The organism is Aquimarina spinulae (assembly GCF_943373825.1).
Lineage (GTDB): Bacteria > Bacteroidota > Bacteroidia > Flavobacteriales > Flavobacteriaceae > Aquimarina > Aquimarina spinulae.
On the sequence record NZ_CALSBP010000003.1, the window covers coordinates 568,707 to 591,276 of the forward strand.

The following is a 22,570-nucleotide window of genomic DNA, read 5'->3' on the forward strand; positions in this document are numbered from 1 at the left end:
TGATTACTTTCACTCCTTCAAGTATAGAAAACGGATGATCAAAGCTAATAATATTCATAAAAATTATGGAGACCTTCATGTTCTTAAAGGGGTAGATCTTCATATCAAACAAGGAGAAATTGTTTCTATTGTTGGTGCTTCTGGTGCAGGAAAAACGACATTGTTACAAATTTTGGGCACATTAGATCGTGTTAGCGAAAAAAAAGATTGTGAGTTATCGATTAATGAATCCAATATTAATACATTATCTCAGAAACAGCTTTCAAAATTTAGAAACGAACAACTTGGTTTTATTTTTCAATTCCACCAGTTGTTACCAGAATTTACTGCTCTAGAAAATGTATGTATTCCTGCTTTCATAAAAAAAACTCCAAAAGCCAAGGTAGAAAAAAGAGCCAAAGAACTCTTAGATTTCTTAGGACTTTCTCATCGATATGATCATAAACCTAGTGAATTGTCGGGAGGAGAACAACAACGAGTTGCAGTGGCCAGAGCACTAATCAATAATCCAAAAGTGATTTTTGCTGATGAGCCATCTGGAAATTTGGATAGTGAAGCTGCAGAAAATTTACATCAATTATTTTTTAAACTTAGAGATGAATTTGGGCAAACCTTTGTTATTGTAACGCATAATCAAGAGTTAGCCGATATGGCTGATAGAAAGCTGGTTATGGTAGATGGTAAGATTGTAGGGTAAATCCGGTGGCATATAACAGACCATATCTATACTATGAATATTATTTCAGGACGGGACAAAAAAAATAAAAAGGCTGCATAATTAATTATACAGCCTTTTCTTAATAAATTTCAAAGTTCTTAATAATTTTATATTAGTATATATACTGGAGAGCGGCTACATCCCCACTACTAAAACGACCAGTAGCTCCAAATGCTCCACATGAAATCATGATTGATGATCTATCTACGCCTGTTGGAGTTCCTGGAATATGAATTGCACCATCTTGTCCTTGTCCTTCATTTTGACCATTATCACATGATCTAGCAAACCAGTCTGTATGACGTAAACCAATACAGTGTCCCATTTCGTGAGCAATTACATGTTTAGAATAAGTTACACCTCTACTACCTACATTAGGTCCGATTCTTGCCCACTTGTAAGGTCTTCCTCCTGAAGGAAATCCAGCTAATCCACCAGCACCTAGGTCTCCACGTACATAAACTACTATATCTGCTGCTCGATAATTAGTACCAAAACTAAGACTCATTCTAATCGTTAACCCTAAACTGTTATAGCTGTTTACCGCTTGCCTTAAACCTTGTTGTGCAGCTTGGTTTAATCCATTACCACCACCACCTGTGTATCCTAATACTGTGATTGTACGGGCAGAAACAAGATTTCTTGTTCTATATTGCTTCATTCCATTATCCAAAGACTCTAAACTTGGCTGATCCGCAAGTCCAGCAACTGGTATCCCTAAATCTGTACCATTAACGAAGTAATCTTCACTACTTCCATCCAAATCTGTAACCGTTTTAACAGTCACATTATTTGTATTAACCCCCATGCTTTCTAACTTAAGAAGTTGTTCTTTTGTAGGAGTATTATTTATTTCATTTACTTCTGCAGCAACTTCTTCTTTTTGACAAGAAGTAATGCATCCTGCCACGATAGCGCTAAGCGCTAATAATTTGATAGTTTTCATATTATTAAGTTTGTTAATTTGTGTGAGTCAACAAAAACCAAAAGGTTTTCTATCATCTCGATTAAAAAAATTAGGTATTAAGAACCTTGAAATCTTAATACTAGTTAGAGTATGTAATCTGTATTGTTCTAAATGAAGCTGTTTAAGCATATCGCTAAACAACAAAGTATAAACCGGATAGAGGCTAAAACGACCTCATATGAATCAAAATTTGGAAAGTTACTTTTTGATTGTTCCTCAATAAGAATTTTTAAATCTCAACTTTTAGGTTTTCAAAATGGTCCCTAAGAATCCTAAAATTATATTTAAAAAAAATATTCCGGTTTATAACTTTGTAGCAACCAAGAATTTAATCTATAGCTATCCTATAGACTATTGTTTATATTAGTAAAAACAAAACTGGAATACTGTTGAATAGTGTTTTCATAAGTTGAATGTTTGTGTAAATTAGTTGATGCTAAATTCCACAAAAAAAGAACTCAAATCAATAATTAGATGTCTTTAATCGTGATTTAAGACATCCTAAATCACGATTAAAGACATTCGTAAAAAAGCATTAAACATAGTAAAAACAAGAGGTAGCAGAGTTTTGACTAATTACAATAAGCTTATGAAAAGGGGAAAAAATTAAGACACGAAAAGACTGCCTTTTCAGGCAGCCCCTTCTAAAAAAAATCAAAGTTCTTAATAACTTTATATTAATACATGTACTCTAATGCAGTAACGTCATTTCTATTTAGAGTCCCATTTTGAGGGTTTCCTTGTGCTGGGCAAGAAATCATTAAAGATGTGATATCAACACCTCTTGGAGTTCCAGGAATATGAATAGCTCCATCTGCACCTTGACCTTCATTTTGACCATTACATACTCTACGCTGCCAATCTGTATGACGTAATCCTATACAGTGTCCCATTTCATGAGCAATAACATGTTGAGTATACGCAACTCCTCTGTTTTTAACACTAGGCCCGATTCTTGCCCACTTGTATGGTCTTCCACCAGAAGGAAATCCCGCTAATCCGCCAGCTCCCAAATCACTTCTTACATACACTACTAAATCAGCAGCCTGATAATTGGTACCAAAAGTAAGTCTCATGTTAAGAGAAGTATTTAAACTATTGTATCTATTTACAGCTCTCTGTAATGCCTGTCTTCCAGTATTTGACAGTCCATTACCACCACCACCTGTATAACCTAATACATTAATTGTACGGTTATTACTAGAAACAAGGTTTCTTGTTCTATACTGCTTCATTCCGTTATCCATAACCCCTAAGCTTGGCTGATCTGCAAGTCCAGCAACTGGTATCCCTAGATCCGTTCCATTAACGAAGTAGTCTGCACTACTCCCATCTAGGTCGGTTACCGCTTTTACAGATACATCTTCTGTATTAACTCCCATACTTTCTAACTTAAGAAGTTGTTCTTTTGTAGGAGTATTATTTATTTCATTTACTTCTGAAGCAACTTCTTCTTTTTGGCAAGAAGTAATGCATCCTGCCACTATAGCGCTAAGCGCTAATAATTTAATAGTTTTCATATTTTAAGTTTGTTAATTTGTGTGAGTAATAAAAACCTAAAGGTTTTCTATCATCTCGATTAAAAAAAATAGATATTAAGAACTTTGAAACCTTAATACAATTAAGAATACGTAATCTATATTGTTCTAAATAGGGCTATTTAAGCTATAGCCAAACAACAAAGTATAAACCGGATCGAGGCTAAAAAGACCTCATATGAATCAAAATTTGAAAAGCATTTTGATTGTCACTCACTCAATAAGAAATTTTAAATCTCAACTTTCAGGCTTTCAAAATGGTCACTAAGAATCCTAAAATTATATTTAAAAAAATTCCGGTTTATAGCTTTGTAGAAATCAATAATATAACCTGCTAGTTATCTTGATATTTTTTTGCTAAAAACAAGAATTGGAATAGTGCTGGATAATGTTTTCATAAGTCGATTGTTTGTGTAAAATTAGTTGATGCTAAATTCTACAAAAAAAACGCACCAACCAACAAACAGGTGTCCCCTAACATGATATAGGATGTCTTAAATCATAATAAGAAACATGTAAAAACAAGATAATCAACCATCTACATTTTTCGCATATGATGAAGGAGAGACTCCAACAATATCTTTGAAATTTTTGTAAAAAGATGCTCTAGAATTAAAACCAACTTCGTTAGCTATTGCAGAAATGCTAAATTTTTTATGTCTATCCATAGACAAAAGTTGTTTAAATTCCTCTATTCTATAATAATTGATATAATTATTGAAATTTTTATGCTCTATTTTATTAATCGCTTTAGAGATCAGCCTTTCTGGCAACTTTACCTCTTTGGCAAATGTTTTTAGAGTAATTGAAGGATTTAAATACGCTTTGGTTTCCATCATATATTCTTCAATAATCTTTACAATGTTTTCTAATTCTGCCTTAGTTTCTTTTTCTTCTACTTTGGGGGAAATCATATTTATAATATTAATCTGTACCAGACTCGCAATGGTAACATAATAGAGAGAAAGTAGAAGAATAGTATTCATCAAATATTGATAAGACTTTTCACTAATAAACAAGTTTAATGAGTTCCCCGAAAGATTAAACAGGATACAGATAATACAAAAAACAGTTAACCAATTTAATGATTTGTTTTTGGTCACTTCATAATAATAAGGTAACCGTTTCCTATGCTTATTATTAATTTTAATAATCATAACAGACATCGTTACGATATAGATAGCACCAACAATGTTCATTATTTTACCAAAATGCATTTCTTTTAAAGTGGTATGTATTTCTGGGTTTTGCAACACTAAAAGAAAAAATACTGATAAAAACAAAAACTCAAAGATTGCAGGAATATAGTAATAGAATTTTCGCTTTATATAAATTCCCGCCGTTTCTACTGCGTAGAAAAATAAAAAACTCATACTTAACAAATTGAATCGAAACGGATGATAATAAATAGCTGGATGCTTAACATATTTAAAAACAAAATACATTGTCATCTCAACACATAAAGTAACAAAAAACAAGCCCAGATATCTATTAATATGTACTTTTTTAGATCGGTAAAAAAGAAGAATAATAGTAATAACTAACGTTTGTAAGCCACTTATTAAAAATAAATAATCTATAATTTTCATCTCAAAAATCTTTAAATAACAAAAAACCACTGACTGTTATTAATATAGATCAATAGAAATGCCTATATGTCCTGTAACATAATAAAAACTATCTTGTTAATGGTATTAAAATAGATAAACTTTTTAACACATAAATTTATTGTACATAAAACTCAAATCTGTGTTTTATTTAACCTTTTTCTTAAATATTAATAGATATTCATTAAAATTATCATCTTTGTTGATGATAAAACAATAAAATGATAATATATCCTCGTGAAGAAATTTAACCAAATCGAACTCAAAGATTTTCTGGATGAAAAGGTATTTTACTACGAACGACCAAAATTTATTGAAACAGATCCGATACAGATTCCTCATTTATATACCGGAAAAGAAGATATTGAAATCTCAGGATTTCTTACTGCCACTATTTCCTGGGGGAATCGAAAAAGCATCTTAACCAATTCTCACAAATTAATGTCACTTTTGGGAAATAGCCCATATGATTTTATAATGAATCATACCGAGATAAATCTTCAAGATTTTAATGGTTTTGTACATAGAACTTTTAATAGTACCGATCTCTCCTACTTCATCACAGCACTACGGCATATATATACTAAATATGATGATATGGAAGCTTTTTTTAAATTGTATAAAGAAGAAGACAACTTTCAAACCGCAATTCATAACTTTAAAAAAGAATTCTTTTCCTTACCGCATCCGATTAGAACAGAAAAACATGTTAGTGACCCTCATAAAAACTCTGCTGCCAAACGAATCAATATGTTTCTACGGTGGATGGTAAGGGATGCTTCTGCCGGAGTTGATTTAGGTATTTGGCGTAACCTCTCCCCTGCTCAATTATCATGCCCCTTAGACGTACACTCGGGAAATGTTGCTCGTAAATTGGGATTGCTTACGCGCAAACAAAATGATGGAAAAGCATTGTTAGAGCTTGATACAAAACTGAGGAACTTAGATCCCACAGACCCAGTTAAGTATGATTACGCATTATTTGGACTTGGAGTTTTTGAAAAATTTTAAGTTTAGAACCATTCTAAAGAGTAATCTTAACTTTACATTCTAAACATTTAGATGATATTTCTTTAATAAACATAAAACATCTTCATAAAGTTATTGAGGTATGCCTTAGGCTAAATTTGTGGAAACAAAAATCCACACAATCATGAAAAATCATCTTATTATTGCCTCTCTAGGTGCTGCATTACTATTGGCTTCTTGCAACCTAGACGATTACACAGGAGGTCCTATTAAACCACCAACAGGAAAAATCGAACTGAAAAATCATTCTATCTCTCCTGTTTTATTAGAAAAGACTTCTGAATTTTCTGATATAGAAATATACAATCTACTTTCATCTGAAGACACCTATATTCCTGATTTCACCTACGGTTCTATGGCTGATGGTGCAGGATTACTTCGTAATAAAAACGGAACATTTACTTTAATTAATAATATAGAAGCTGATTATTCTATTGCCAGAATCACATTAGACGAAACTTTTAAACCAATTAAAGGAGAACATATCCTTAATGCTGTGGCTACAGCAAATACTGCCCAGTGTTCTGGTTCACTAATTACTCCATCCATACATGGTTTCGGCCCTTTATATCTTTCTGGTGGTGAATGGGGAGGAAATTCTAAAGGTGTTTTTGCAACGAACCCATATAAGAATGTATCAGAAGCTTCTGCTCCAAGAATGTTGACTGCACTAGGGCAATGGTCTACCGAGAATGCAGTAGCGCTAAGCAGACGCGCATACCCAGGTAAAACTGTCGTTTTCATTGGTGATGATAATAGTAATAACGAAGTTCCTTCGGGGCAATTAGGAATGTATGTTGGCAGACAAGGTGATCTTGAAAGAGGTAAATTATACGGATTGAAAGTAACCTCTCCAGAAGTAACCTACGAAGTAGATATGAAAGAAGGAGTTTCTTATGATATGGAGTTTGTAGAATTAACCGAAAAAGATATTGATTTATTAGATGCTGAAGCCAAAGAAAAAGGAGTAATGGGATTTTCTAGATTAGAAGATATAGATTGGAGAAGAGGGCGTAGCAGAAAGAATAACCAAGAAGTATACTTTGCTGTAACAGGAAGAGATAAACCTGGATTAATAGGAAAAGGAACACGTTCTGGAAGAATTTACAAAGTAGAACTAAATAATAGAAATCCATATGGTCCTGGTAAAATAACTTGTGTATTAGATGGTGACAAAATTGGTGGTACCGCCGAAGCTTTTCACAGTCCTGATAATATTTTGGTAACCAAAAATTACGCTTACATACAAGAAGATCCAAATGGGATTCAAGATTTTAAACCTGCTGCAAATCATTATTCGAGATTGTATCAATACAATTTAAACACCAGAGAATTAAAAGTAGTATTAGAATGTGATCAGCCTAAAGCAGCAGCATCTGGATACGGTAGTTTAAATAAGATATGGGAAATAACAGGTATGATTGATATATCAGACGTTATCGGTGTTGATGAAACTTTTCTTATGATTACTCAAAATCATGGATGGGAAAGAGCAGACGGAACACCTTTTACCGATCCTACAGCAAACCCTGATGTAGCAAATAGTCGTAAAGAAGGTAGTATGCTTTATGTAATTAAAGGTTTAGAACGATAAACATATGGTTTTATTTAAATACAACAAAGAGGCTTATTTTGTGATAAGCCTCTTTATCATATTCGGTTTTTTTTCTTCTTGTTCAGAAAAGAAAGAAGTAAAAACAGAAAAAGCACCATTCAATATCCAAATGAAAGAACAATTCATAACCGATATCACAATGGCAATTAATCACCTGGACAGCGCTAAAACTGATACGAGTAATGTCAAAAAGCATTTTCTTCAATCCAGGAAGTATTTCAAAAAAACCGAACCCATTTTGGCTTCTCTGGATATTGAAAACTATGGTTTCTTAAACCAACCTAATATTTTAAAGGTTGAAGAAGATGACTTTACTGATATAAAAACTAAACAACCAAGTGGATATCAAGTTCTCGAAGAAGAGATTTTTACAGAAGAAATGAATGCTGCACTTGTGAACAAACATTTGAACCTGGTATCAAATAGATTAAAATTAATTAAGAAAAACACCAGTTTTAATCATCTAAAGACATATCATTTTTTGTGGCTATTTAGAAAATCAATAGTTCAAATAGCACTTACAGGAATAACAGGTTTTGATTCTCCTGTCTTAGAAAACTCTTTAGAAGAGTCTAAAATAGTATACCAAAGTTTAAAGACCTATTTATCTATCTTTAAAAATGAATTTAACGACGTAGCACTTTTAAAAAAATGGAATTACGAAATAGATGCATCAATTAAAGATCTAAATGCTGATTTTAATACGTTTAACCGATATGATTTCATTAAAAATCATACGCATAAACAATTAAAATTATGGAATCAGGTCGTAGATGATTGGCATGTGAGCTTTCCTTTTGAGTTAGCAATAAAAAATGATGCTACTTCTCTTTTTTCTAAGGATACTTATAATCACACCTATTTTGCAGATAGAAATTCTGGAGAAATGACTTCAGAAAAAATAGCATTGGGGAAAAAGTTATTTTACGATACTAACTTATCTTCGAATAAAAAAATTAGTTGTGCAACCTGCCATCATCCAGATAAAGCATTTACAGATGGGTTGAAAATTGGAGCAAAAGTTACACGTAATACTCCTACATTATTTTATGCTGGTCTGCAAAAGGCATTTTTCTATGATAAAAGAGCCGGTAGTTTAGAAGGTCAGATCATTGCTGTGATAGAAAATAAAAATGAATTTCATACAGATTTAGAAACGCTGAGACAAGTTGTTACACAAGATAGTACATACACAAAAAGTTTTGCCGAAGTTTTTGAAAACCAAAAGATTGGTAATGCAGAAATTAGGAATGCTATAGCCAGTTATATAAGAAGTTTAGCACCTTTTAACTCTAAATTTGATAGAAACATAAACACTCTGGAGAATACGCTTACTCAAAATGAAATTAATGGTTTTAATCTTTTTAATGGTAAAGCCAAATGTGCTACATGTCATTTTGCTCCTGTTTTTAATGGTACTGTACCTCCTAACTATAAAGAATCAGAAATCGAATTGATCGGAGTTCCAGAACAAAATGACACTATTAATGCTACTATTAGTGCAGATTTAGGGAGGTATTATGTGTATAAAACCCCCGAAAGGAAACATTTTTTTAAGACTCCCACGGTTAGAAATGCCGGGAAAACTGCTCCTTATATGCATAATGGAGTATATACTACTCTAGAAGGTGTTATGGATTTTTATAACCGTGGAGGCGGTATTGGTATAGGTATCCAGAATGAATATCAAACCTTACCTCCCGACCCGTTACATCTCACTAATCAGGAAATAGAGGATATTATTTCGTTTATACATACATTAGAAGATGATATTAAAACCTATTAAAAAAGAATTTGATTGCTATTAACCCGCTCATCAATTGGGGTATAGATGGTCGCATATCTTTTTTGAATCATATTACGGTTATCACGTAAAATTGTTATGTGATGCTAATTAATTCGTAATATCTGGGTTATTTTTGTTAATTTTATTAGGAATTGATTCTTATATAAATCAATTCTTTGTAAGAGGATGATATCGAATGCTATACCCATAAACGAAAACTTTAGGTTAGAAGCTTTAAAATCATTAGACATTCTGGATACCGAATCACAGAAGGAGTTTGATGAAATTACTGCTCTTGCCGCGTATATCTGTGAAACAGATATGGCACTAATCTCATTGGTAGATAATGATAGACAATGGTTTAAGTCTAAACACGGCTTAGAAACGTGTGAGACTCCTCGTAATAATTCACTTTGCTCTCATGTTGTTTTACAACCTCATACTCCTTTAATAATTAAAGATACCCGAGAAGATAAGCGTTTTAATGACAACCCAATTATTCTAGAAGAAAAACCTATTATTTTTTATGCCGGAATTCCTTTGATAGATAAAGATGGTTTTGCTTTGGGGTCCTTATGTGTGATGGATAGCGTTCCCAGAGAACTTTCTGATAAGCAACTAGAATCCCTTAACGCTCTGGCAAAGCAGGTGATTATTCTTTTTGAGCTTAACAAAAAGAATAATGATCTTCAAATAATTCAAAACAAGTTAAAAAAACATAACGAATCTTTAAGAGAATTTGCTAGAGTGATATCGCATGATCTCAAAATGCCATTAGCCAATGTTATTACATCTACAGATTTGTTAAAACTTAAACTGGAAGATAAACTCGATAATGAAAGTTTAGAATATTTTGAATACATCAAAACTTCTTCTTTCTCTATGAGTAGTTATATTAGTGATGTACTTGATCATTATGAGAGTGAAAGTTTAATACATAATGAACCCGAAGAATTTTACTTAAACCACTTATTGAGTAAAATTGTTGATTTACTTACGATGAAACCGGATTTTACTATCTATTTCCCAGAAGAAGATCCAATCATACAATGTAATAAACTAGCATTAAAACAAATTTTCTTTAATCTTATCGGAAACAGTATTAAATATAATGACAAAGATCAGATCATTATATCAATAGAAACTAACGAAGATGAAAATTTCTACTATTTCAGAATAACAGATAACGGAATGGGGATTCCGAATGATAAGTTAGCTACTATTTTTGAGCTTTTCACTACTGCTAATACTACAGATAGAAGTGGTAATAAAGGTAATGGTATAGGGCTTTCTACAGTAGAAAAATTAGTTAAGAACCTAGGGGGGGATATTAAAGTATCTTCTAAAGAAAAAATTCAGACCACTTTTGAGTTCTCTATAAAGAAATCTATTTAAACTGTTTTAGATAGTATTTTTGCTACACAAGCCTGAGCACATTTTTCACCATCGATAGCTGCAGAAATTATACCTCCGGCGTATCCTGCTCCTTCACCACAAGGATATAATCCTTTAATTTGTGTATGTTCTAATGTTTTCCAGTCTCTGGGAATACGAACAGGTGATGATGTTCTGGACTCGGGAGCGTGCACTACAGCATCATTGGTAAGATATCCTTTCATGCTTTTACCAAATGCTTTAAAACCATCTTGTAATGTTTGATGGATAAATTTGGGGAATACTACCCCCATATCGGCAGATGTTAAACCTGGTTTATACGAAGTTTCTGGAAGATGTGTTGATATTTTTCCTTCAGCCATATCTACTAGTCTTTGTGCGGGAACCTTTTGAGTCTTCCCTCCTACTTGCCACGCGTGCTGCTCTATATATTTCTGAAAATACATCCCCGATAAAGGGCCATATTTAGAAAATTCCTTAAAATCTTCTATCCGCAATTCTATAACAATACCACTATTGGCGGTAGGTTGATCTCTTTTAGAAGGAGACCAGCCATTTGTTACCACTTCCCCCGGACTAGTAGCACAGGGAGCAATCACACCGCCGGGGCACATACAGAAAGAATACATTCCTCTGCCGGTTACCTGTTTTACGATACTATATGGTGAAGGAGGTAAATAAGGTCCTCGAACTTCACAAGAATACTGAATCTGATCTATGAGTTTTTGTGGGTGTTCTACTCGTACTCCCAAAGCAAACGGTTTTGCTTCGATTTCTATTTTTTTATCATACAATAGCGTAAATATATCTCTTGCAGAATGTCCTGTGGCCAGAATAACTTTATTAGTAGCAATAGTACTTCCATCCAATAGAGTGACTCCATTGATTTCAGAATTTCTAATTTCAAAATCAATTACACGAGTATTAAAATGTACTTCTCCTCCTCTTTCAACAATTTTCTCTCGTATTGCAGTTATAATACTAGGTAATTTATTTGTCCCAATATGTGGATGTGCTTCGACCAAAATCTGATCGGTAGCTCCAAATCCAACCAAAAGCTCTAAAATACGATGTACATCTCCTCTTTTCTTAGATCGGGTATATAATTTACCATCACTATATGTGCCTGCTCCACCTTCTCCAAAACAATAATTAGAATCTTCGTTAACAATATGATCTCTGGTAATAGCTTTAAGATCTCTACGACGTGCCTGTACATCTTTTCCTCGTTCTAAAACAATGGGTTTACAACCCAATTCGATACAGCGTAATGCTGCAAACAAGCCTGCAGGGCCAGCTCCAATGATAACGACCTCTGGTGCATTAGAAACATCTGGATATTCTGGTAATGCAATGGGCTGATCTATATAATCTTCCTGTACATATACTTTTAGCTTCAAATTGACCTTAATTGCCCGTTGTCGAGCATCTATAGAACGTTTTAAAACCTGAATATGTCTAATTTCATCCAAAGGGATCCCGTTTTTATGTGCTACCTTACTTTTTAATTGATCGGGATGTGCCGCAATTTCTGGTGAAACTTGTATCGTGAATTCGTATTGCAATCTTAGCTTAGGTTTTGAATTTAGGGCGAAGATACAACTTTCTTTGTTTCAAAATGACACCTAAAAAACATCAAAATAATACTAGCAAACAAGCTGAATCTTTCTAGATTTAACCTTTTCTTAAGATATTAGTCCCTATCTTTGACCTCAAACAAACCTTAAATTTACAATTATGAAAAAGCTTTTTTTATTAGCAATTGCGGTAATCGGTTTTTCAATTTCTTCAAATGCACAGGACATCAAACTTGGTTTTAAGGGTGGGGTAAACTTTGCTACATTAAATGGAGACAATGTGAATGATAATTTAGATGGACGTACAGGATATCATATTGGTGCTGTAGTTCAAATAGGATTATCAGATATGTTTGCTGTACAGCCAGAACTTATATATTCTGCACAGGGAATTGAAAATACAGACATAGATTATTTAAATCTTCCTGTTTTGGTAAAATTTAAATTCGCTAAATTTTTTAGTGCAGAAGCAGGACCTCAATTTGGTTTTGTAGTTAATGACAATTATCCTGCAGGTACTGATCCAGAAAGTTTTGATCTAAGTGCAGCTGTAGGTGCCGGAGTAGAATTTGGTTCTTTTTTCGGTCAATTACGATATAATATTGGATTTACTGATATTGTAGATAATGTAGAAGCTAAAAATTCTGTATTTCAAGTTTCTGTTGGATACTATATCTTTTAGTAAACAAAAGATTTATATAGAAAGAGCGGAAGTAAAACTTCCGCTTTTTTTAGACATAAAAAAATAATGCTCCCTTCCCTTACTACTCCATCCTTTTTCTAATTTTTGACTGATAATTTGTGAATTGATAATTTTGAAATTCATAAATCCCAAATCTTATAGTATATTTGACAAACCTTACTAAGGAATGCAGTTTAAACACCCAGAATTTCTTTACGCTCTCTTTGCACTTATAATTCCTATTCTAGTTCATTTATTTCAATTACGACGTTTTCAGAAGGTTAATTTTACAAATGTTCAGTTTCTAAAAGCGGTTACGGTACAAACTCGAAAAAGTTCTCAGATCAAAAAATGGCTGACGCTTCTTGCTCGATTATTAGCTATGGCAGCTATCATTTTTGCTTTTGCACAACCATTTCTGGCATTAGAAGAAATTGTTGGTAAAAAAAGTAAAACCGTATTATACCTTGATAATTCGTTTAGTATGCAGGCCAAAGGTTCTAAAGGGCCTCTACTAAAACGTGCTGTACAAGAAATCCTTAGTGATCTTCCTGAAGAGGAAACCATATCTCTTTTTACCAATACAGAAACTTTTATTGATGTTTCTAAACAAGATATTCAAAACGACTTGTTACAAATCGAGTACTCGTCTAATCAACTTTCGTATTCCGCAGCTTATCTTAAAGCTAAACAATTAGTAGGAATATCTTCAGAAACCAATAAACGTATCATAATGGTTTCAGATTTTCAACAAAAAGAAAATGCCTTTAGTATACAAAAAGATACAGATACAAAAACACACCTTGTTCAGCTACAACCTGTCACCAGGCAAAATATTGCTATCGACAGCCTGTATTTAAGGCATAACACCAATAATGACCTCACTCTTAATGTAGTATTAAGCAATACGGATACTAATGCAGAAAACACTTCTATTGCGCTATATAATGACGATAAATTGATTGCCAAAACTGCAGTTTCTATTCCGGAAAATGGCACAGCCGAAACTGAATTCCGTTTAGATGAGAATATAAAAATTAACGGTCGGGTAACTATAGAAGATCCCGTAATAACCTTTGATAATTCAAGGTTTTTTACCATAAATGCTCCAGAAAAAATAAAAGTTGTTGCTATTAATGAAACAGATGATAATTTTATAAAAAATATTTTTACTTCAGATGAATTTGTAGTGCTAAGCAGCTCTGCCGAAAGGCTTAATTATAATAATATTAGTAATGCAAACCTGGTGATCATTAATGAGGTTAAACAAATTCCGGTATCACTTATCAATGCATTAAAGCCTTTTGTTGATCAAGGAGGTACTATTTGTTTTATTCCTGCCACAAATGGAGATTTGGTTTCGTATCAACAGTTTATAAGCGGATATTCGACACAAGGGTTATTGGCAGAAACAACACGTGAAAAGAAAATCACTGCTATTAACTTCTCACATCCATTATATCGTGGGGTTTTTGATAAAAAGATTACCAATTTTCAATATCCAAAGGTAAATAGTTATTATCAGGCAAATGCATCCAATATCATATTATCTTTTGAAGATAGTAGCCCTTTCTTATACAAAACAAATAATTTATATGTATTTACATCGGCTATAAATCAGGAAAATTCTAATTTTAAGAATTCCCCTTTGATCGTTCCTACATTATATAATATTGGTAAACAAAGTCTACAGCTTACCGATATATCATATACTATTGGGCAGATTAATTCTTATGATATTCCTATATCTCTCGGACAAGATGGAATATTGTCTTTGGTTTCTGATCAAGAAAATATTATACCATTGCAACAGAGTTTTTCTACAAAAGTGAGTATAACGACAGACGAAGTTCCTACACGAGCAGGGATTTACAGGGTACAAGATAAAAACAACAGTGTTCAACAACATGTAAGTTATAATTATAATAGTGCAGAGAGTGATTTACAATACTATAACTTAACTACTACAGAAGATTATCAAGTAAGCCAATCAGTCACAGAGCTTTTTGACCAAATAAAAGAAGAGACTAGTGTTAACGAACTTTGGAAATGGTTTGTTATTTTTGCGTTGATATTCTTGCTAATTGAAATACTACTATTAAAATATCTAAAATGAACTTCTTATTAAAGGCTGCTACTGTAATTGACCAAAAATCTCCCTTTCATCGTCAAACAGTTGATATATTAATCGAAAACGGAATAATTACAGATATAAAGAAGACAATCAAAGCCCCCGATCATGTTGAAGAAGTTACATTAGATAACTTACACATCTCACAAGGATGGTTTGATAGTAGTGTAAGTTTTGGTGAACCAGGATATGAAGAACGTGAGACTATTGATCATGGTTTACAAGTGGCTGCAAAAAGTGGTTTCACAGCTATAGCGTTACACCCAAATACATTACCAGTAACCGATAATAGCACTTCTGTAGGTTTTCTGAAAGGAAAGTCTCAAAATAGCGCAGTATCATTATATCCTATCGGAGCGTTGACAATACAGTCTAAGGGCGTAGATATGGCAGAATTATATGATATGCAACAGGCAGGTGCTATTGCTTTTGGTGACTATAAAAAAGCCATTCAAAACCCTAATCTATTAAAGATTGCTCTTCTCTATGCACAAAATTTTGACGGATTGGTCCTATCTTTTCCTCAAGAAAATAATATTGCCGGAAAAGGAATGGTTAATGAAGAAGAACAAAGTACTTTACTTGGATTGAAAGGAATTCCTGCCCTAGCAGAAGAATTACAGATTGCGCGAGACTTGTTTCTACTAGAATATACCGGTGGCACCTTACACATCCCTACAATTTCGACAGCGAAATCGGTAGCATTAATTCGGGATGCTAAAGCAAAAGGATTACAAATTAGTTGTAGTACTACCGTTCATCATTTAACCCTAACCGATAAAGAGCTAGTTACATTTGACACTAATTATAAAGTACTCCCCCCATTAAGAACACAAAAAGATGTAGATGCCTTGGTAAAAGGTATAAATGACGGTACAATTGATATGATCACCAGTGATCACCAACCTATAGATGTAGAACATAAAAAGGTAGAGTTTGATCACTCAAAATACGGTACTACCGGTTTAGAAAGTGCTTTCGGAACTCTTAATACACTATTAGATATTGAACAAACCATAGCAATGCTTACCAGTGGTAAATCTATTTTCAAAATAGAAAGTGAAAGTATTGAAAAAGGTAATAAAGCAGATTTATCTTTATTTAACCCTATAGGTAATGCTACTTTTAGCGAAGAGCATGTTATATCTTCTTCAAAAAATAGTGCTTTTATAGGGAAATCTACAAAAGGAGCTCCTTATGGTATTATCGCTAACGGAAAAATGATATTAAAATAAGTATATTACTAAACTAATTCTTCATTACGATCTAGTGTAGTAATAAAATAAAATAATACAACAATTATGCAATCTGACTACGCAAAACAAGGAAAAACGGCAGCTATTGTTTCATATATTACCATTATTGGTACAATTATAGCTTTTTTCATGAATCAGGAAAGTAAAAATCAGTTTGCAAGTTTTCATATCAGACAAGCACTGGGTTCATGGATTAGTTTCTATCTCTTAATAGCTTTGGCTAATATTTTTGACTCACTAATGATTCATATTGCTTTCTATATCTTCTGTATCGTGCTAATTGTTTTTGGACTTATCCTGGCAATACGAGAAGAGCAAAAAACAGTTCCTATTTTGGGGCCTTACTTTCAGGAATGGTTTAGTTTCATTAAATAGAAGATTATAACGAACTATTTTATGTTTAAAAAAATAGCAAAACTAGTTCTTAAACTTTTATTATTTCTTTTTTTAACGGCTCTAACGCAAATTGGGGGAGTGATATATATTCTTACAGAATTACTTGTTAAAAGAAACATACACAAGTATAGACTTAAAAAAACGGCCATATTTCTTATCACTTATGTATGTCTAACATTTTTGATTATACCCTATATCGCCCCATTATTTGGTAGAGAAAAAATTAAAGATACTACACAAATAAAAACGCATAGCTTCGTAACAAAACTTCTAAATCGAAATTATGTACGTCCCGAGCTTCATATTGCATTAGAGGAAATTGCAAATTCATTTCATCGATCTAATCCTGATATCGCATTAGTATATCTGGATGCTAACTTTCCATTTATAGATGGTTTTTCATTGCTTCCGCATTTGAGTCATGATGATGGAAAAAAGATTGACATCTCATTTATTTATCAAGATCATAATAATCAGACGACCAACAAAAAACCTTCAATTAGTGGCTATGGAATATTTGCCCCCCCTACCCAACAAGAATATAATCAAACCTTAATTTGTAAACAAAAAGGAAATTGGCAATACGATTTTACCAAATACATAACTTTTGGAATCGTAAACAAAGGGTTAAAATTTTCTGAAAAAGCTACAAAAGATTTACTTTTGGCAATCGTAAAACAAAAACAGATAGAGAAGGTTTTTATAGAACCACATCTAAAGAATAGATTAAAGATACAGAGTACCAAAATACGATTTCATGGATGCCAGGCAGTACGGCATGATGATCATATACATATACAATTAAAATAAAACTATGCAAACCAAACCACTATCCCTATACCATATTATAAAAGAACCAACAATAAAAAAAGACAAGACTCCTGTTCTATTTATGTTTCATGGATATGGTAGTGATGAAAATGATCTTTTTTCTTTTGCTACAGAATTACAAGAAGAATTATTCGTTATTTCGGTTCGAGCACCTTATCCAATGCAACCTTATGGTAATGCATGGTATGCAATTTACTTTGATGCTGCCCAGGGAAAATTTAGTGATGATAAACAAGCTATCGAATCCAGAGATAAAATTGCTGGTTTTATTGATGAAGCGATCAATGCTTATGATTTGGATAAGGATAATGTTACTCTTCTTGGATTTAGCCAGGGAACGATCCTTAGTTATGCGGTAGCACTCTCCTATCCGAAAAAAGTAAAAAATGTAATTGCGTTAAGTGGGTATATAAATGAAGATATTCTGACAGATAATTACAAAACAAATGATTTTTCTAAGCTTAATCTATATTGTTCTCATGGTAGTGTAGATCAAGTAATTCCTGTAGATTGGGCCCGTAAAGCTCCTATGCTACTTTCAGAACTTGGTATAACAAGTTCCTTAAATGAATTTGAGGTAGGTCATGGTGTCGCACCCCAAAATTTTTATCAATTTAAAGAATGGTTGAGTACTCACATTTAACATTAGAATTTAAGTGTAATCGTATGCCAAATATCAGTATTTTTATAACTTATTGAGAAGTCGTAGTAATCAACAATTCGATATACTAGTGATAAACCAAGACCACTAGAATCAAGCTTGTTTCCAGATTTCTTAAAACGTCCGAATAATTCTTCTTCTGACATTTCTAATGGTTCTCCCGTATTTTTAATCTCAAAATATGCATTGGTAAGTGTCATTATGATTTTCCCTGATTCTATATTATGTTTTATAGCATTACTAATCAAATTATTAAAGAGCACATAGGCCATTGTTTCATTAATCGCTATCGACGGATTTTCTTTAAGATCAAGAGTTACCTCTATATTTTTAATATCAAGTAATTCTTTTACTCTTCCAATTTTCTTTTTAAGATATTCTGCCACGATTAGCTTTGATGTATCTATAAATTGATTATTATCAATTTTTGATAGTAAGGAAAGATTATCTTTAAGCTTTGATAACCTTCCTGTAGACTCATATACTTGTCCTAAAATGGATATTTGCTGTTCAGAAAGATTTTTATCCTGCATCAAAAGTTCCATTTTATTTTTAATAATTGCTAATGGTGTTTGTATCTCATGAGAAGTATTCTCGGTATATTCTTTCAAATTCTTATAATCCTTTACAACTTGATTTGTCATAAGTTCGAGTGTAGAATTTAACTCTTCAAATTCTACTATATTAGTTTCACTAAAAGATAAAGGCTTCGGCTTTTTAACATTAAAATCTTTTATCTGGTTTAGCGTATTATAAAAAGGTATCCAAATTCGTTGCGAAACGATATTACTCAATACAAGCATCGTGATAAAAAATAATGCAGTAATCAAAGCAATAACCTGTGTAACACCTCGTATTAAATCTTCTGTAGAAAGTAATGATTTGGTTATCGAAAAGATATAGAAATTATTTCTCACTTTGTCAGAGAAGGTGATCTGTCTATAGTTCATCTGCTCATTTTGGTATTCATTAAATAATATCGTGTCTTTTATAAATGTTTGGATTTTTGGGTCTTTATCAACTTTTTGGATAGTAATATTATCCCCAATATTTAGGCTATAACTACTTAATAACTCATCATGCCTATACAATTCATCAATCAATTCTTCTTTTGCTGCAAATAATTTATCATTAAACTCACTATTTACAGTACGTCTAATAACAAAGTAAGAAGATAAACCTCCCACAAGAGATACAATAAATAATCCTGTAAAATAATAACGATTAGATAAGCTTAGTAGTTTCATTGATCAGAAAATTTATACCCTACACTATATACCGTCTGTATATAATCTTTACCACCATGTTCGAGAATTTTTTTTCTAAGGTTTTTTAAATGAGAATAGATAAAATCATAAGAATCTGCAATCCCCATTTCGTCTCCCCATAAATGTTCTGCAATAGATCCTTTGGGGATTACACGGTTTGGATTCGAGATAAAATATAACATTAGATCGTACTCCTTTTTAGTAAGTTTTAAAATTTTGTTATGTACTTTAACACTCATTTCATAAGGGCACACTTCAATTTCATTAAAGGTAATTGTATTTTGGGCATCAAAATTTCTTCTACGTATAATCGCCTTTATACGTGCGTTTAGTTCTGCAAGATCAAATGGTTTTGTAAGGTAATCATCTGCTCCAATATCAAGGCCGTAAATTCTATCATCGATAGCATTGCGTGCAGATACAATGATGATTCCCGATTTTGATCTCATTCCTTTAATCTGTTTAATAACATCAAGACCACTACCATCAGGAAGGTTAATATCAACAACGAGGCAATCATATTCATAATCCCAGCTTTTTTCTTTTGCCTCTGCTAGATTATCTGTCCATTCACAATGGTACCCTTCTCTCCCAAGGTATTGTACCATCGATTCGGCAAGCATATGTTCGTCTTCTATAATTAGAATTTTCACTTCTTTCAGATTAAATTTAATACTCCAATTACCTTTAATTAAAGAAACAAATAATTATCAGAAAGCAAAAGTTTTCGCAAACAATATTCATCTTCAAAAATAGAATTGATTTTCAACTTAAAAACAACTACATAACAAGCTGTTTTACAAATATTTACCTTAAAAAAAAGGAATCTAAACAACTTCTACAGATTTCCTACAGATTCTCCACAAATTCTCTACAGATTCTAATTCTACTTTCGCACCCAATAAAACAAACTGGTTACAAAACAACAATTTAACCATAATTAAAAGATGTTTTAACCGCAATTAAAATATTATGAAAAAAATACTTAGTCTAATCTTATTTCTTTTTTTACAAATGAGTTTTTCACAAACCCAAGAAGACTATCAAAAAATAATTAGCGAAGTAACTGATGCATATAACGCAAAAGATGCTGATAAGATTTTTAACTCGTTCTCACCTCATTTACAATCGACATTTACGATCGAAAAAGTAAAGCAATTCGTTTCTGAAAACCAGTCAAAAAAAGGACCAATGGGAACTTCTTTTTTTTTATTAGATGAAGACAAAGCAAAAAGATACCTAACAGAATTCGAAAATACTTCTATGATTCTAATTCTGGGACTATCTCCCGATAAGAAAATTACAACATTAATTCTTGAAGAATACTAATATATAAATACTTAAAAATAATAGAAATGAGAAATAATTATTTAACTGCTAAATCAGTGTATATACTCTTTATACTGGGAATAACGACATTTAGTATCAATGCCCAGTCTAAGCCCAAATATGGCGTAATGACCTATAATAAAGCCATCAATATATCTGAGAAACAAGGTATGCTAATTCAGAAAATGGCTAAAGATTATCTATATATGGTAGAAAATTCTGATGATGACAAGGCGTCAAGAGATCTCATGACAAGTAAAATTATTTTTGAAAAACAAAATGAAATTTTGTCTAAAAACTCTAGCAATAAGGTAACAAAGAGTAAAATAAAAAAAGTAGGAAATCTATGGGTAGTATTTAAAAAACATATAGAAAGTACTCCCAATTTTGATGATGCTAAAAAAATTCTGAACCTAAATACAGATTTACTTAAAGAAACAGAAAGTGTTGTACGCTCGATTGTGATAGAATCCAAAAATGCTAATAAAACTATAAAAGGACTGGCCAATGATGACTCTTATAACGAAAAAGATATAGAACTGAAAAAAATCATAACCGTCTCGGGAAGACAGCGTATGCTTGCACAAAGACTGGCGTTATATTATTTAGCAAATCACCCAACACTGAAAGACAAAAATTCTGAACAAATGTTGAAAAACATATACAATGAAATAGATGGAATGAATACCCCATTACTTCTTTCAGACTTTGATAATGCCGAAATAGACGAAAAAATTGCAAATGCATTAACCATCTGGGAACTTATCAAACAAAATAAACTTGGAAAACAAGGATACAAGCATAAAGAAATCTATGATATTTCTAATAAACTCACCAGAGCATATAATGAAATAACAACTTTATACGAGCATACCAAACTATAACAGACCTCCTCCCCTGGTTTTGTAGACAACATATCAAAATCTAAGCTAATCCCCCTACACATTCATACCCTTTCGAACTAATTAATGTGCCTTATCCCCAGGGCACTGCTTCGAAAAATTCTAAAGATTAGTTTCTATACCCACTCTTAAACCTAACCATAAAATATCACCTATTTCGAGTACAAAGTAGTGTATTAGAATGTAGAGATGTAAAAGAATAAATTAAATATTTTAAGAACACTAACGCATGAAAAAAATACTTTTAATGACTACAGCAATGGCATCTTTCGCTTTTGTAAATGCTCAAGAACATCATAATAATGCTACAAAAGAGCATCATTTTGCTAAAGATTATGATAAAAAAGGAGAATTTGAACAAGGAAATATATTTGTTTCTGCTTTGTTTGGATTTGATTCTAAAACAATTAAAGATGAAGGAGAAGAACATAAAGATATTATGCTAGATGTATTTACCAGAGTCGGTTACCTCATTTCTAATACTGTAACTGGTGGTGTGAAATTTGGATACGAAAGTGAAAAAGAAGAAGAAGGAGAAACAGAAATTAGATCTCATCATGGACTTATCGGAGTATTTGGACGATATGATTTTACGCCAGGTCATAAATTCTCTCTTTTTGGTGAACTTGGAGTAGATTACCTTACAGCTGATGTAGAAAGAAATGGTATAAAAAATAAAGAAAAAGGGTATAAAATCGGGCTTATCCCTGGATTAACCTATTTCCTAAATGATCACTTTGCCATTGAAGCTTTATGGGGAGCTATATCTTATGAATCTATGAAAGCTGATGAAGGAGAAAAATCTACTGACGAAATTATTGTAGGGTTTGATTTTGAGCATATCAATTTTGGATTAGCATACAAATTCTAAAAACAACATCC

20 protein-coding genes are annotated in these 22,570 nt (G+C 32.4%); 14 read left to right on the forward strand and 6 right to left on the reverse strand.

Translation table 11 applies throughout. The features are described 5' to 3' along the window. Window positions 1-34 precede the first annotated feature (34 nt). Window positions 35-697, forward strand: a complete 663-nt coding sequence (locus NNH57_RS25250) for an ABC transporter ATP-binding protein (protein ID WP_025665567.1) — start codon at window positions 35-37, stop codon at window positions 695-697. 133 nt (window positions 698-830) lie between these two features. On the opposite strand, the gene NNH57_RS25255 is transcribed toward NNH57_RS25250, so the two are convergent. The 3 genes from NNH57_RS25255 to NNH57_RS25265 form a co-directional block, all read right to left on the reverse strand. Then, entirely contained in the window at window positions 831-1,664 is an 834-nt protein-coding gene (locus NNH57_RS25255) for a M57 family metalloprotease (protein ID WP_074406027.1), read from the reverse strand. A gap of 698 nt (window positions 1,665-2,362) precedes the next feature. Next, window positions 2,363-3,205, reverse strand: coding sequence for a M57 family metalloprotease (locus tag NNH57_RS25260; RefSeq protein WP_108807474.1), 843 nt, complete (start codon window positions 3,203-3,205; stop codon window positions 2,363-2,365). A 548-nt stretch (window positions 3,206-3,753) separates the two neighbouring features. Next, a complete protein-coding gene (locus tag NNH57_RS25265) occupies window positions 3,754-4,596 on the reverse strand; it encodes a helix-turn-helix domain-containing protein (RefSeq protein ID WP_159099169.1) in 843 nt (280 codons plus the stop codon). A 471-nt stretch (window positions 4,597-5,067) separates the two neighbouring features. Here NNH57_RS25265 and NNH57_RS25270 point away from each other — a divergent pair, with 471 nt between their 5' ends. The 4 genes from NNH57_RS25270 (at window position 5,068) to NNH57_RS25285 (ending at window position 10,655) form a co-directional block, all read left to right on the forward strand. Next, the gene (locus NNH57_RS25270; RefSeq protein WP_108807472.1) at window positions 5,068-5,841 is read left to right on the forward strand and encodes a TIGR02757 family protein; all 774 of its coding nucleotides are present in this window, start codon (window positions 5,068-5,070) and stop codon (window positions 5,839-5,841) included. A 142-nt stretch (window positions 5,842-5,983) separates the two neighbouring features. After that, window positions 5,984-7,453, forward strand: coding sequence for a PhoX family protein (locus NNH57_RS25275; protein ID WP_108807471.1), 1,470 nt, complete (start codon window positions 5,984-5,986; stop codon window positions 7,451-7,453). A gap of 4 nt (window positions 7,454-7,457) precedes the next feature. Further along, complete coding sequence (locus tag NNH57_RS25280) at window positions 7,458-9,260, forward strand: cytochrome-c peroxidase (protein ID WP_108807470.1); 1,803 nt, start codon at window positions 7,458-7,460, stop codon at window positions 9,258-9,260. Window positions 9,261-9,446: 186 nt separating this feature from the next. Further along, a complete protein-coding gene (locus NNH57_RS25285; protein WP_108807469.1) occupies window positions 9,447-10,655 on the forward strand; it encodes a sensor histidine kinase in 1,209 nt (402 codons plus the stop codon). Here the strand turns inward: NNH57_RS25285 and NNH57_RS25290 are convergent. Further along, window positions 10,652-12,220: an NAD(P)/FAD-dependent oxidoreductase gene (locus tag NNH57_RS25290; RefSeq protein ID WP_108807468.1), complete on the reverse strand. Its 1,569-nt coding sequence runs from the start codon at window positions 12,218-12,220 to the stop codon at window positions 10,652-10,654. The genes NNH57_RS25285 and NNH57_RS25290 overlap by 4 nt on opposite strands. Before the next feature lie 172 nt (window positions 12,221-12,392). Here NNH57_RS25290 and NNH57_RS25295 point away from each other — a divergent pair, with 172 nt between their 5' ends. The 6 genes from NNH57_RS25295 to NNH57_RS25320 all read left to right on the forward strand — a co-directional run bounded on the left by NNH57_RS25295 (window position 12,393) and on the right by NNH57_RS25320 (window position 18,171). Continuing rightward, on the forward strand, window positions 12,393-12,914 hold the full coding sequence (locus NNH57_RS25295) for a porin family protein (RefSeq protein ID WP_108807467.1): 522 nt from the start codon (window positions 12,393-12,395) through the stop codon (window positions 12,912-12,914). A 187-nt stretch (window positions 12,915-13,101) separates the two neighbouring features. After that, window positions 13,102-15,030 (forward strand): vWA domain-containing protein, encoded by a 1,929-nt coding sequence (locus tag NNH57_RS25300; RefSeq protein WP_108807466.1) that lies wholly within the window; start codon window positions 13,102-13,104, stop codon window positions 15,028-15,030. Then, the gene (locus tag NNH57_RS25305) at window positions 15,027-16,280 is read left to right on the forward strand and encodes a dihydroorotase (RefSeq protein ID WP_108807465.1); all 1,254 of its coding nucleotides are present in this window, start codon (window positions 15,027-15,029) and stop codon (window positions 16,278-16,280) included. Before NNH57_RS25300 ends, NNH57_RS25305 begins: the two co-directional genes overlap by 4 nt. Window positions 16,281-16,346: 66 nt before the next feature. Beyond that, window positions 16,347-16,676: a hypothetical protein gene (locus NNH57_RS25310; RefSeq protein WP_074406016.1), complete on the forward strand. Its 330-nt coding sequence runs from the start codon at window positions 16,347-16,349 to the stop codon at window positions 16,674-16,676. Between the two features lie 21 nt (window positions 16,677-16,697). Further along, window positions 16,698-17,507 carry a hypothetical protein gene (locus tag NNH57_RS25315; RefSeq protein WP_074406015.1) on the forward strand — a complete coding sequence of 270 codons (810 nt, stop codon included), beginning with the start codon at window positions 16,698-16,700 and terminating at the stop codon, window positions 17,505-17,507. Between the two features lie 4 nt (window positions 17,508-17,511). Continuing rightward, window positions 17,512-18,171 carry an alpha/beta hydrolase gene (locus NNH57_RS25320; RefSeq protein ID WP_074406014.1) on the forward strand — a complete coding sequence of 220 codons (660 nt, stop codon included), beginning with the start codon at window positions 17,512-17,514 and terminating at the stop codon, window positions 18,169-18,171. 2 nt (window positions 18,172-18,173) lie between these two features. Here the strand turns inward: NNH57_RS25320 and NNH57_RS25325 are convergent, their stop codons facing one another. Both NNH57_RS25325 and NNH57_RS25330 read right to left on the reverse strand, forming a co-directional pair. Continuing rightward, a complete protein-coding gene (locus tag NNH57_RS25325; RefSeq protein WP_074406013.1) occupies window positions 18,174-19,436 on the reverse strand; it encodes a sensor histidine kinase in 1,263 nt (420 codons plus the stop codon). Next, window positions 19,433-20,110, reverse strand: a complete 678-nt coding sequence (locus NNH57_RS25330; RefSeq protein ID WP_074406012.1) for a response regulator transcription factor — start codon at window positions 20,108-20,110, stop codon at window positions 19,433-19,435. Before NNH57_RS25330 ends, NNH57_RS25325 begins: the two co-directional genes overlap by 4 nt. A 319-nt stretch (window positions 20,111-20,429) precedes the next feature. Here NNH57_RS25330 and NNH57_RS25335 point away from each other — a divergent pair, with 319 nt between their 5' ends. The 3 genes from NNH57_RS25335 to NNH57_RS25345 all read left to right on the forward strand — a co-directional run bounded on the left by NNH57_RS25335 (window position 20,430) and on the right by NNH57_RS25345 (window position 22,559). Further along, the gene (locus NNH57_RS25335) at window positions 20,430-20,786 is read left to right on the forward strand and encodes a hypothetical protein (RefSeq protein ID WP_108807464.1); all 357 of its coding nucleotides are present in this window, start codon (window positions 20,430-20,432) and stop codon (window positions 20,784-20,786) included. Window positions 20,787-20,812: 26 nt separating this feature from the next. Further along, a complete protein-coding gene (locus NNH57_RS25340; protein WP_108807463.1) occupies window positions 20,813-21,670 on the forward strand; it encodes a hypothetical protein in 858 nt (285 codons plus the stop codon). Between the two features lie 247 nt (window positions 21,671-21,917). Continuing rightward, complete coding sequence (locus NNH57_RS25345) at window positions 21,918-22,559, forward strand: outer membrane beta-barrel protein (protein ID WP_108807462.1); 642 nt, start codon at window positions 21,918-21,920, stop codon at window positions 22,557-22,559. Window positions 22,560-22,570 lie beyond the last annotated feature (11 nt).